This window comes from Chitinivorax sp. PXF-14, assembly GCF_040812015.1.
Classification (GTDB): Bacteria; Pseudomonadota; Gammaproteobacteria; order Burkholderiales; family SCOH01; genus JBFNXJ01.
In genome coordinates, this window is record NZ_JBFNXJ010000002.1 from 355696 (window position 1) to 368673 (window position 12978).

Genomic DNA, 12978 nt, shown 5'->3' on the forward strand with positions numbered 1-12978 from the left:
GCTCAGTCGTCCAGTTGGCTGGCCACGAGCCGCGGCGCGTCGATGCGCGCGAGCCCCTGGGCCAGCAGTTTGGCCATGCGCTGTCCCTGTTCATCCTTCCGGAAACAGACAAACAATTGCTTGTTTTCCAGCAGGCGCGCGTTGAACTGCAACGCATCCTGATAGGGCTCTAGCTCGGGCGCATGCTTGAGCCAGTAGTTCATCACATGGCGGTCGACAACGGCCAGATCGAGCCGCCCCGCGGCGAGCTTCAGCAGGTTCTGCACATCGGAAGTCGCCGGATCGGCGCGCAAGGTTTGCTCGGCCACCAGCTTGTCGAAGGCCTCGGTATTCACGTAATCGTGCACCACGCCGATCCGGTACGGCGTCAGGTCATCGAGCTTGCGCCAGGACACGGGCCGGCTGCGCCGCTCGGCAAAGCCAAGCGGCCCGGAGCCGATCGGCGGCGAAAAGATGAAATGGGACTCGATGTGCTTGGCGTAGTATTCGGGAAAATAGCCGGAAAATGACGGGTCGCGCTTTGCCACGGCAACGGCTCTCGACCATGGGTAATACGAGACTTCCAGCCGGTATCCCACGCTCTTGAATGCTTCGCGCAACACCTGCGTCAGCACGCCGCCCTCCTTCAGTGCTGCCCCGGAATATGGCGGCCACACTAACGAAGACAGACGCACGACCTTTTCTTCTTCCGCCGCCTGACAGGTAGCCACCAGCAGCAGCAAGAGCAGGCATCGCCAGATGCTACGCATACCGACCTCGGCAATCTTGCACCAGGTTGGATGGATGAATGTTCATATATATCAATATATTTTTCTCGTTACTTATCAGGATAGCGCAAAAATCTTAAGGCCTTGTGGCGATGGGCCAGATCCCATACATCCTGCCTGTCGAGTCCTGAGATACCAGCCGAAGCCACCCATTACCCCTTCGACAAACGAGCCGTCGAGCCGCTTGCCACATGGGCTGGCGAACTGCCCAGAAGGCCACCGACCGCGCGCCAGCCACCGAACCGGGGCGGCACAGCCGGCACCTGGCTACAAAAAAACAGGGGAACGCGTCCAGCGCATTCCCCTGTAGCTTGCATGCAGGCCGGTGCTCAGGCTTTGCTCGCCTCCTGTCGCAGGCGGTCGATCTGCGCATCCTTTTCCAGCCACAGCTCGTGCAGCCAGGCCTGGAACGCCTGGCGGTAATTGGCGTCGCCGGCATAGTCGCCATTCAGGAACTGCTTAGGAATGGGCAACTGGTTCATGCGGACCACCACCCGCTTCACGCGGCCAGAGAGAAAATCCCAGAAGGTGGGCGCGCCGTCCGGATAGACGATCGTGATATTGAGGAACGACTGGAACTTGTCGCCCATCGCATTCAGCGCGAGCGCAATGCCGCCAGCCTTGGGCTTGAGCAGGTAGCGGTAAGGCGACTGCTGCCTGGCGTGCTTGGCGGCGGTATAGCGCGTGCCTTCGACAAAATTCATCACGCTGGTGGGGATCACCGCGAACTTTTCACATGCCTTGCGCGTGGTTTCCAGGTCCTTGCCGCGCATTTCCGGGTGCTTCTTCAGAAACGCCTCGCTGTGACGACGCATGAACGGAAAATCAAGCGCCCACCAGGCGAGCCCCATGACCGGAACCCAGATCAACTCGCGTTTGAGGAAGAACTTGAGCAGTGGGATGCGGCGATTCAGCAGGTGCTGCAGCACGAAGATGTCCACCCAGCTCTGGTGGTTGCTCTGCACCAGATACCAGCCACGATACTTGAGGCCGTCCACGCCAGCCACGTCCCAGCGCGTCTTCTGGGTGAGCCACATCCACGCGCTGTTGCCGGATATCCAGTTTTCCGCGAGGAAATTGAGTACGCTGTCGATCACCACGCGCACCGGCCGGAACGGCAACAGGAACTTCAGTAGCGCGAAACTGAACAGGATAACGAAGGTATAGATCGTGTTGACCGCCAGCAACAGCGAAGCGATCACACCAACAAGTAGCCGAGGCAGGAAATTGAGCATGGTCTTTTGTTTGGCCGCCTTTTACGCCAGCACCGGACAGGCGGCACTCATGGAATTGTCAGACAGTCGCCGATTGTACCGCATGTCCGCGCGCGGCCCTAAGCACCGGACAACCATGCCAGGCCGATTTCGCCGATTGCGGAGCAGGATCAAACACCCTGGCCCATCACCCCGCCGGGGCGAGGAGCATCAGGATTCACGGGTGACGCGGACGATTTCTTCGAGCGTGGTGTCGCCCGCCAGCACCTTGCGCATCCCGTCCTGACGCAAGGAATGCATGCCCTTGCTCACCGCATAGTCGCGAATGTCGCTCTCCGCCTTGCCATCGTGAATCATATGACGGATCGTGTCGTCGATCGTCAGCAACTCGTAGATGCCGCTGCGGCCGCGATAGCCGTTGTAGTTGCAGGCCGGGCAGGAATGGGCGGTGTAGATCGTGGTCCGTGCGCCCAGCACCTCGGCTTCCGCGTCGTCCGGCGTGCGCGGCTGCCGGCACTCCGGGCACAGATTGCGCGCCAGGCGCTGCGCCAGCACGCCGATCAGGCTCGATGCCAGCAGGAAGGGCTCGATCCCCATGTCCATCAGCCGCGTCACTGCACTCGCGGCATCGTTGGTATGTAGCGTCGCCAGCACCAGGTGGCCGGTGAGCGAGGCCTGCACCGCGATCTGCGCGGTCTCCAGGTCGCGGATTTCACCGATCATGATCACGTCGGGGTCCTGCCGCAGGATGGAGCGCAGCGCGCGCGAGAAACTCATCTCGATGCGTGCGTTGACCTGGGTCTGCCCCACCCCGTCGAGATCGTATTCGATCGGGTCTTCCACCGTCATGATATTGGTGGTCTTGGCATCCATCTGCGATAAGGCGGCGTACAGCGTGGTGGTCTTGCCCGAGCCGGTCGGCCCCGTCACCAGCAGGATGCCGTGGGGCTGAGCAATCAGTTCCTTGAGCCCGTTCAGCGTCAATCCACTCATGCCGAGGCGGGTCAGGTCCATTTTGCCGGCAGACTTGTCGAGCAGACGCAGTACCACGCGCTCGCCGTGGCCGGTGGGCAAGGTCGACACGCGCACGTCAACCGGGCGGCCGGCGATGCGCAGCGTGATCCGCCCGTCCTGCGGCAGCCGCTTCTCGGAAATATCGAGATTCGCCATCACCTTGATGCGCGAGACCAGCGCCGCATGCAGCGCCCGCTTGGGCTCGACCACATCGATGAGCTTGCCGTCGATGCGGAAGCGCACCACCGAGCGCGTTTCGAAGGGCTCGATATGCACGTCCGATGCGTGTTCGCGCAAGGCCTGCGTGAGCACCGCGTTGATCAGGCGAATGATGGGTGCATCGTCCTCGGCCTCGAGCAGGTCCTCCACCTCGGGCAGCTCCTGTGCAAGCCGCGAGAGGTCGTAGTCCTGCTCGACATCCTCGACCACGCTCGCCGCCTGGCTGTCGCCACGCGAATAGACGGATGCCAGCCGCTGCTCGAACTCGGATGCGGGGAACAGGCTGACGGCAAGCGGCCTGGACATCACCCGGCGTACCTCGGAGAGCGCCACCAGATCGACATCGTCGCGCGCCCAGATTTCGATCACGCCATCTTTTTCGCCAACGTCGATGACACCCTTGTTCTTGGCGAAATGGTAAGGGATGCGGCGATCCATGCTTATTGCTTCTCTGCCGGTGCGGCCTTGCCTGCCGGGACCTTGAGCGGATTCTCGGACAGCGGCGGCGCCACGATCTGCGGCACGGCCTTGAGCACCAGCGAGTCAGGCAGGGTGAAGCGCGCCTGCTGCTGGCGGATGTATTCATAGCGTTCGCTCGACAGGCCGGCGGCGGCCGTGCCGTCCTTCAGCACCACGGGCCGCAGGAAAACCATCAGGTTGGTCTTCTTGGCCGAACGGCTCTCATACTTGAACAGGTTGCCGAACAGCGGAATGTCGCCGAGCAGCGGTACCTTGCCGACGTTCTGCGACACCTGATTCTCGATCAGGCCGCCGAGGACGATGATCGAGCCGTCATCGACCAGCACCTTCGACTCGATCGAGCGCTTCTTGGTGATCAAGTCGGCCTGACCCGAGATCTTGTTCTCGTCGACGGACGACACCTCCTGGTACACCGCCATGGTGATGCCGCCGCCTTCGGATACCTGCGGCTTGATGCGCAGCGTGATGCCGATATCCTTGCGCTCGATGGTCTGGAACGGGTTGCTGTTGCCGTTAGAGCTCGCCTGCGAGCCGGTGATGAACGGCACGTTCTGCCCCACCAGTATCTTGGCCTCTTCATTGTCCAGCGTGATCAGGTTCGGCGTGGACAGGATGTTGCCGGCGTTGTTCGACTCCAGCGCCCGCGCGAGCAGGCCGAGATTGAGGATTTCCTTGCCACCGAAGGTGAACGTCCCCTTGGCGACCCCGACGCTGAGCCCCTGCCCCATCGCCAGCGGGTTCTGCATGATGGACAGGATATTCTGGGTGCTGCCGCCGAAGTTGGTGCCACCAATCCCGCGATAGCTGTTGCTGTTCAGGCCGTCTGCCGACTGCCACTGAAAGCCGAACTCCGAGCTGTCGTCGGCATTGACCTCGGCGATCAACGCCTCGACGTACACCTGCGCGCGGCGCACGTCGAGCTTGTCGATCACGGCGCGCAGATTGCGGTAGACATAATCGGGCGCGGTGATGATGAGCGAATTGGTGGCGCCATCGGCCTGGATCATCCCCCCCGTGCTGCCGCTGCCACTGCTCGACGTGGACGACGAGCCAAACACGCTGGAGCCAGCCTGGTTGCCCTGTGCGATGGCTGCTGTGACAGGTGTGGTGGTGGAGGTCGGCGTGCTAGGCGTGGAGGTGTCACCGCTGACGATGCCGCGCAGCGTCTGCGCCAGCTTCACCGCGTCGGCATTCTTGAGATACACCACATTGATGTTGCTGCCACTCGCAGCAGGCTGATCGAGCATCTCGACCAGGCGCTTGATGTTCTGCGTCGTCGCCGACGACTCACTGCGCACGAGCAGGCTATTGGAGCGCGGGTCGGCGACCACAGCGCTGCGCTTCACCCCTTCGGCACCGACACCGGGCACCACCGGCTGTCCCGTGCCGCCGCTGGACCCCACCTCGGGCATCAGGCGTGCCAGCGTGTTCGCCACATCGAGCGCCGAGCTATGCTTGAGCGTGATGGTCAGGAATTCGCTGCCGGCGGGCTGATCAATCGACGCAATGATGCGGTTGATCCGCTTCACGTTCTCGGCGTAATCGGTGATCACCAGCGTATTGCCGGCGTTGTAGGCGGCGATCATGTTGTTCGGCGTGATCAGCGGCCGCAGGATCGGCACCAGTTGTGCCGCCGACTCGTATTTGAGCGGATAGACCTGGGTAATGATCTTGTCGCCCGTCGCCTGCAGCCCCGGCCCCTCGGTCGCGCTGAAATGCTGTTTGGCATCGGCTTCCGGCACGATCTTCACGGTGCCGAGCGACTCCACCGCGGCAAAGCCCTGCAAACGCAGCGACGACAACAGGATCGGATACACCAGATCCTTCGACACCGGGGTCGCCGACACGATGTTGATCGTGCCTTTCACGCGCGGGTCGAGCACGAAATTCTTGCCGGTGATCAGGCCGACGGCCTTGATGGTCGACTCGATATCGGCGTTGACGAAGTTGAGCATCACCCGGTTGTCGTCAGCGGCGAACGACAGGGAGGAAGCCAGCAGCAGGCTTGCCAGCAGGGCGGAGCGTGTTTTTCTGATCATCATTATTGTCGGGGCTCTTTACGGTTGCAGCGTGTAGTCGAGTGTCACCGGGCGGCCGTTGCGCACGATATCGAGCTGCACCTTGTTTTTCTGGGTAAATTCGTTGTAGACCAGCGTGATGTCGCCGGGGCGAGCCAGCTGAGCGCCATTGATACGACGCAGCACGTCCCCGTCACGCAACTGCAGGGCGGATACCAGCGCTTGCGCGCCGCCACCTTCGATACGGATGCCGCCAGCGGTATCGGGCCTCAGACCCGCGGCCCACTCGGCAATATTGCCATTCTGCATGGCCCCTACCAGCGCCGCGCGCGGCACGGTCAATGGCATCAATCCCGGCGGTGCGCCAGCGGGCATGGCCGTGCCGGGCATCATGCCGGCCGGCCCAGCCGGGGCGGGTGCCGGTTGCATCGCCACCCCACCGATTTGCAGCGCGGGCTTGGCATCGAGGTCAATCCGCTCGCGCCGGCCATTGTGTTGCACGATCACATAGTCGGCATTGACTTCCAGCAGCTTCACACCGGGTTGAATCTCGTCGCCGACCTTCACCGCGATCTCCTTCGGGTCAGCCCCGACGAAGGTGGCCGCTGCCGGCCGGTCGCCGTGGGCGGCGATCACGCCACGCAGCTTGATGCCAAGCGTGGAAGGGACAACCTGATTCGGGTCGCCCACGGGCCCTGTCGCGCCAAACAGCATCGCCACGGCAGACAGATCCGGCAAGGTGCCCGCCGCCACGACGGCCACGGTGGCGGATGGACGCGCCTCGGTGGCCGGCGGCTTGGGGGCGACAACGCGCCAGGTCAGCCCGGCAGCCATCCAGGCGATCAGCAGCACCAATGCGAAATTGGCGATTCGAATGATGAGTTGGGTATGTCGCATGCGTTGCGCCGGCTTCGCCGGTCGGTTGTTATCGGTACGCGAGGTGCCCAGGAGAGTGGGCGTCGTCAAACCCGGCATTGTATCGGGCAAATTATGACAATCTTAACAGCGCGATTCATGCCGTGGCGAGTGGCAATGACAGTGTTTTTGAGCCCGATTCGATGCATCGAAAACACGGGGTCGGCAAGGATTGCGATCTTTATTTAAATTTTCTGAAAAACCTATTGACCACCCAATCGCCCCATGGTTAAATGCGCACCTCTTCGACGCACCGGGCGCTTAGCTCAGTTGGTAGAGCGTCTGCCTTACAAGCAGAATGTCGGCGGTTCGACTCCGTCAGCGCCCACCAGTCCTTGCGTCGATACCGCTGCGGAGCGGTAGTTCAGTTGGTTAGAATACCGGCCTGTCACGCCGGGGGTCGCGGGTTCGAGTCCCGTCCGCTCCGCCAGCCACTTCGGCAATATCTCTAGTTTTCTCATTCAAAAAAATTCACAAAAAGCGCAATCACGCGATTTTTCTATCGTCTCATTCGTATTGCCGATAACCGGGCAACCGGGGGCCGCCTGAACGGCCCCGACGCCCTCGTTTACTTGTCGCCCGAGAAGGTAATATTCATGGTATCCGCCGATACCACCAAGGCTGTCGACCCGAGGAATGGCGTGGTCGGTGGTTGGCCGTTCAGGGCCTCGGCAAGACGCACGAATTCGACCGCGATCTGATCCTTGGTGAAGGTTGCCACCGTATAGCCACGGATCCCGCTGCGGGTGTATTTGATCCAGGACGAGCTCTGTTCGCCAAGAATCTGGTCGAGCGCACCGCCATCGCCCAGCAGGGTGAGCATGGACGAGTAATCGCCATTGCTCTGCTGGGTGACCAGCGTCTTGATCCGCTCGACTAGGGTGGGCGAGGAGATCGCTCCGCTGGAAAACTCCAGCATGACCGGATCACGCAGCGCGCTGTAGTCGCGCCAGACTTCACCGGCGAAGAAGCCGCCCTGGCCCGAGAATGACAGCACGCGCTTGATGCCTTTAGCGCTGATGAAGTTGGTCAGCTCCCGGCGCTCGGCATCATAGCCATCCCATTGGTCGGCGCTGAGCAGATAGCGGCGGCGGAAATTTGGATTGAAGACGTTGCTGTTGCTGCTGGCATCAATGGCAAACCGCATCATGCCGCACTCCCCGCCCAGCACTTTCCACTGGGAAGTGGTCGCCCCCAAGGTATCCAGCAGCCAGCTCTTCTGTGCGCTGCCGAGCAGGGTTGCCGTCGCGCCATTGGCCGCCTGCGCGTCCTGATCGACCATGTGGCGGGCGCCGATCGGGCCGGACAAATTCAGCGGCGCATGCGGCAGGTCTTCCCGGATGGCATGGTCGCTGCGCTCCAGCCGCTGCTCCATCAGCATCATGTGGACCAGATTGCCCCAGCGGAAGTCGCGGTACAGGCGAACATTATGAGCGCCGCTGGCGGTCGCGTCGAATTGCAGGTCGGTCCAATCCACCGGCATGTGCTCAAGCCATGCCTGCGTTGCCGCCCGGCGTCGGTCGGTCTGCACCGCATTCGCATCGGTATAGGTTTCGTGATCCTGCCAGTGATCGGTCGAGAACTCCCGGTCGCCCCACATCGGCAGCAAGGTGTAGCGCGCCAGCAGGTTCTGCAACCTGACGTCGGTGCGGTAGGTCTTGTACAGGTAGCGATAGTCAGCCAGCGTCTTGGCTGCGGTGCCCAAGCCCGCCACGGCCATGCCGTCAGGCAGGCTCAACGGCCGGTGGGCCGCCGTCTCGCCATTGGTCGGGATGTCGGGTAGCGGCACCATCTCGTCGATGGCATCGCCGAGCAACACCAGATAGTCGAACTCGGATTCATCGTTGGTGAGCATCGACAGGCCGGACCAATGGTTGTAGTCCCACGCGATACCCGAAATGAACGCCAGCTTGAGCCTCGGCACATCGGCGGTAGCCTCCGGCAGCGTGCGCCCACGGCCAGTGGGCGACACGTCCCGATCGGCCACGAAGACGTAGAAATAATGCATGTCGGGGTCGAGCCCCTCCACCTTGACGCGTACGGTATTGTCCGCCTCGGGCTTCGCCACGACGTCATAAACCTGGATGATACGGAAGTCGGGCGTTCTCGAAATGGCCAGCTTCAACGGGATTTCACCGTCACTGCCATCGGCATTGGTGACGCGAGTCCAGAACACCAGGGAATTCGACTTCGGGTCGCCCGCCGACACGGACTGCGGGTACTTGAAGCGTCCTTCGCCAGGCCGGGTTTGCCGGGTGCCGGGGGTCACACTTTGCTGAATCCATGTCGACAGCTTGAAATCGTCAGGCGTCTCGCCACCGTTCACCCCAGAATTGCAGCCGGTCAGCGCCGCACCCGCGGTGACGACAGTGAATCCTCCCGCCATTTTCAGAAATTGCCGTCTATCCATGTATTTCTCCGATACGCCGGCCCTGCCGGTCTACTAGCCTGGGTGCCCTCCCCGCCGGGCCAAGTCGGCAGGGCTGTTGCGACCGCAGCGCGCCACATTACGGCCAGCGGTTGCAGTACCCATATTTCATAAAATTATCCGAACGCATTAATAACACAAACAGAGTCTTTGCTCTACAGGCTTTTTAAAAACTTCTTCCCATGCCAACGCCACCTATCCCGCAAAACCCTTGCCACATCCCCCACTCCTGGGCCTGGCGCAGCAGCCCTGGCAGGCCCCCGGTTCGAGGCTCCATGCCAATCGCCACACCAACAAAAAGGGGCCGATCGGCCCCTTCTGCTTCAGTCCCGGCGATTGCCAAGATCAGGCGATGCGGAATTGCGCCACGGCATCACGCATGCCGGTCACCAAGGTGACGAGCTCGAGGGCTGAGTCGGCAGTCTGCGCTGCCGCGGAACTGTTTTGCTCCGACATCTGGGCGATACGCTCGACGTTGACGGCAATATCGTTGCTGGCCGCGCCCTGTTCGCGTATCGACGACGAGATGGTGTTGACCACTGTGATGATCCGGTGCACACCACCATCGATCTCGCTCATGGCCGAGCTTGCATGCCGGGCCAGGCCCACGCCCTGCTCCACCTGATCGACCGCACGCCCCATGTCGTTGGCAGCAAGCGATACGCCTTTCAACAGGCTGTCGACGATCTGGCCGATAGTGGCGGTGGACTGTGCGGTACGCTCGGCCAGCTTGCGGACTTCATCTGCCACCACCGAGAACCCCATGCCGGCCTCCCCGGCCCGGGCGGCTTCGATTGCGGCGTTGAGCGCCAGCAGATTGGTTTGATCGGCCACTTCCTTGATGACCTGAACTACCTTGGAGACATCGTTGCCAAGCTGCTCGAACTCGGTAACCGTGCCGGCCGCATGATTGACGGCAGAAGAGATATTTTCGATATTCGCCAGAATCTGCTGAATCGTCGCGGCACCGCCTTGCGCAATATCTCCGGACTGCATCGAGATTTCGCGGGTCTCGTGGGCGCTGTCGGCCACGACATTGATGCTCACCGTGGTCTGCTCAACTGCAGCAGCCATCGATGCGGCCGACTCGCTCTGCGCCTCGGAACTTTGCGCCACTTGCTGTGCCGCTGTGGACAGGCTGGCCGAGATCGCGGCCACATTTTCCGCACTGTGCAGGATGTTGGTCAGCGAAGCCTGCAAAGCAGTCATCAGGCGGTTGAAGCGTGCCGCGGCCTGGCCTACTTCATCCTGGCCGTGCACCGGCACGCGCAGGGTCAGGTCGCCGGTCGTCTCCACCTGCGACATCACGTCACACATCTGCTGCAGGGGGCGAGCCAGTGCGCGGGTGATCAGCACGGTCACCACGCTGGCCAGCAACAAGGCCAGCAGCGACATGATGGCGATGGCGGTCTCCGCTTCACGGGCCGCGCGCTCGGCGGTGGTGCGGCTATGGTCGAAGATACGCTGCTGCAGCGCAACCAACTGGTCGACGGTGCGGTGCAGGGTATCCAGCGCCGGCAATACCTCGTTCAGATACAACGACGACACCGCCGCGGGCTCAGCACTTTGTTGTGCCATCTGAATGGTGTGGGTGAAGGTGGCGACATAGGCGCTACGCTGCTGCTTGAGTACGGCCAGCAGCTGCCTCCCTTCCGGACGGACCACAAGCGCATCGAGCTGCTTCAGCTTGGCGGTGATGGCCGTGCGATTGCCCGCGATCTCATCCAGCCTCGCCTGCGTGCCCTGGCTCCGGTAGCCGCTCAACAGCAGTTCACTGGTCAACCTTGCATTGGCGTTGGTCAGATCCCGTATATCGGAAATCAGCTGCAGCTTCTTCATGTCGCGCTCGACCAGCACTTGGGTCGAGTCATTGAGGTCTTCGGTCACCTTCCAGCTCATCACCGAAATGGCCATCAACAACATGATCACAATCCCAAAACCAAGCATCAGCTTGATCCTTACCGGCACATTCCGCATTACCATTTCCTCGACATTCGACACATTGACAATAAGACCCTGTGCCCGATGGCAGAATCACCATCGCGGCACAGACAGCAAGCTGGCGTGACATGCCCGTCACAAACGGGTCGGCGTATTTCTACTTGAGAATGCGTATCAGCATATACGCCATGCCGCACTGCAACACTGATTTGCGTCAACAATAAATTAGAATGTACTTATTTTGCTGTCGGGAATTTCCCCAATACCTCTGCACGCCGTGCGGTCTGGGCGAAAAAAAGCCCGCGTCAAAACGCGGGCGAGAGGAAAGGGTGTGCGGTACGACTAAATTACTTACTGTGCAGCGGCTTCCAGCTCAGCTGCAGTTACGAAAGCCGACTTCTCTTCTTCAGCTTCGACAACTTCTTCAACAGCCTTGGCAGCCTTCTTGGCAGCCGGCTTCTTGGTCGACACACCGTTGGCTTCAAGCAGCTTTTCAACCAGCTTGGTCAGTTCTTCGACGCGAGCGGTCAGATCGCCCACTTCGTTGCGGCTCGGCACGCCCAGACGGCCCAGAACGCCGGAAACGCGGTTTTCGAAGACTTGTTCCAGCTTGTCCCAGGTTTCGCCAGCCTTGGCAGCACCTTGCGAAACGCGAGCTTCAACGGTAGCGCGAGTGCGGGTTTGCAGTGCTTCGCCTTCCTTGACCAGCTCATCGAATACCTTGTTGCCGCCGGCTTGAGCCTTGGCGAATGCGCCCAGACCAGCCAGCCAGATTTGCTGAGCGGAATCCTTGGTCGATTGAACGATCGACTTTTCGGAAACGTTGGTAGCGATGCTCTTCAGTTGCTTGATTACGGCCATGATGTCACTCCTTTACGATTGTCCCTAGATTCGCCGCAGCGCAGGCCTCAGCGATTGCCCTTATTTCGCTACGAAGTCTAGGGAAAATTTTTAGAGGGTACACACTAAAGAGCACGCGCTTGATCGGAATCAAGCAGGGCCGGCTTCCCCCGCGATAGCCGTGCTATGGCACCCGCGACAGCTCGCTGGTGGCACTGAGTGCCGGCTCGTCGCCATCCAGCAACATTTGGCGCCAGGCACGCAGCGCGCTCGTCTGGACCACGTCGCGGCGGCGGATCAGCAGGGTTGGCGCCAGCGCATACTCGGGCGGGAGCGTGACGATATCGATCATGTCGCGTTGCCGATGATGCTCGACGATCGAACGCGGCATCAGCGACATCCCCATGCCGCCCGCCACGCACCCGACAATGGCGTCAAACGCACCAAAATCCATGATGCGCCGCACCACCACTCCCATGCTGGCGAGCCAGCGCTCGAGATAGCTGCGGTACATGCACCCCTGGCGGAACACCAGCAGCGTCTGGTTGGCCAGGTCACGCGGGATGCAGAGCGTGGCACGCCGGCGCTCGGTGATCAGCACCAGCTCTTCTTCGAACACGATGTCCTGCTCGATATCGGGATGCGACAGCGGCGCAGCCACCAGCGCGGCCGGCAACTTCAGTTCGAGCACGGCCTCGACGAGTTCGCGAGTGGTGCCCGTCTGCAGGTTCAGCTCCACCTCGGGATAGCGCTCGTGGTAGCGCGGCAGGATGGACGGCAGGCGGCTCGCGGCGGTTGTCTCCATGGTGCCGATGGTCAGCGCCCCGCGTGGCGCGGCCGTATCGCTGACCGCCAGGCGCGCCTCCTCGGCCAGGCGGATGATACGCTCGGCGTAACCGAGCAGGATCTCCCCCGCTGGGGTGATGATCATCTTGCGGTTCTGCCGATGGAACAGCGGCGTCCCGACATCCTGCTCGAGCTGCTTGAGGCGCGCGGTGACGTTCGACTGCACATAGTGCAGCCGTTCCGCCGCGCGCGTCACGCCGCCGGCCTCGGCGACCGCCTTGAAGATCTTCAGTGCTGTGATGTCCATATCTCACTATCACCATGAGTGATCAAACCAATCACAATTAATCATTTTA

At 61.5% G+C, this 12978-nt stretch carries 9 protein-coding genes and 2 tRNA genes; 2 read left to right on the plus strand and 9 right to left on the minus strand.

Annotation, left to right across the window (positions count from 1 at the left end):
- Positions 1-2: 2 nt before the first annotated feature.
- From ABWL39_RS04435 to ABWL39_RS04455, 5 genes are all read right to left on the minus strand, one after another.
- On the minus strand, positions 3-749 hold the full coding sequence (locus tag ABWL39_RS04435; RefSeq protein WP_367787478.1) for a substrate-binding periplasmic protein: 747 nt from the start codon (positions 747-749) through the stop codon (positions 3-5).
- A gap of 347 nt (positions 750-1096) precedes the next feature.
- Positions 1097-2002 (minus strand): acyltransferase, encoded by a 906-nt coding sequence (locus ABWL39_RS04440; protein WP_367787480.1) that lies wholly within the window; start codon positions 2000-2002, stop codon positions 1097-1099.
- A 189-nt stretch (positions 2003-2191) separates the two neighbouring features.
- Positions 2192-3652: a type II secretion system ATPase GspE gene (gene gspE / locus ABWL39_RS04445; RefSeq protein ID WP_367787482.1), complete on the minus strand. Its 1461-nt coding sequence runs from the start codon at positions 3650-3652 to the stop codon at positions 2192-2194.
- A gap of 2 nt (positions 3653-3654) precedes the next feature.
- Positions 3655-5736 (minus strand): type II secretion system secretin GspD, encoded by a 2082-nt coding sequence (gene gspD / locus ABWL39_RS04450; RefSeq protein WP_367787484.1) that lies wholly within the window; start codon positions 5734-5736, stop codon positions 3655-3657.
- Between the two features lie 15 nt (positions 5737-5751).
- The gene (locus tag ABWL39_RS04455) at positions 5752-6609 is read right to left on the minus strand and encodes a type II secretion system protein N (RefSeq protein ID WP_367787486.1); all 858 of its coding nucleotides are present in this window, start codon (positions 6607-6609) and stop codon (positions 5752-5754) included.
- A gap of 273 nt (positions 6610-6882) precedes the next feature.
- Here ABWL39_RS04455 and ABWL39_RS04460 point away from each other — a divergent pair.
- Both ABWL39_RS04460 and ABWL39_RS04465 read left to right on the plus strand, forming a co-directional pair.
- Positions 6883-6958: transfer RNA gene (locus ABWL39_RS04460), tRNA-Val, on the plus strand.
- 22 nt (positions 6959-6980) lie between these two features.
- Positions 6981-7057: transfer RNA gene (locus ABWL39_RS04465), tRNA-Asp, on the plus strand.
- Between the two features lie 138 nt (positions 7058-7195).
- Here ABWL39_RS04465 and ABWL39_RS04470 read toward each other — a convergent pair.
- From ABWL39_RS04470 to ABWL39_RS04485, 4 genes are all read right to left on the minus strand, one after another.
- A complete protein-coding gene (locus tag ABWL39_RS04470) occupies positions 7196-9037 on the minus strand; it encodes an alkaline phosphatase (RefSeq protein ID WP_367787488.1) in 1842 nt (613 codons plus the stop codon).
- Between the two features lie 363 nt (positions 9038-9400).
- Complete coding sequence (locus ABWL39_RS04475) at positions 9401-11038, minus strand: methyl-accepting chemotaxis protein (protein ID WP_367787489.1); 1638 nt, start codon at positions 11036-11038, stop codon at positions 9401-9403.
- 309 nt (positions 11039-11347) lie between these two features.
- Positions 11348-11857, minus strand: coding sequence for a phasin family protein (locus ABWL39_RS04480; protein WP_367787491.1), 510 nt, complete (start codon positions 11855-11857; stop codon positions 11348-11350).
- A gap of 163 nt (positions 11858-12020) precedes the next feature.
- Complete coding sequence (locus tag ABWL39_RS04485) at positions 12021-12929, minus strand: LysR substrate-binding domain-containing protein (protein ID WP_367787492.1); 909 nt, start codon at positions 12927-12929, stop codon at positions 12021-12023.
- Positions 12930-12978: the final 49 nt, after the last annotated feature.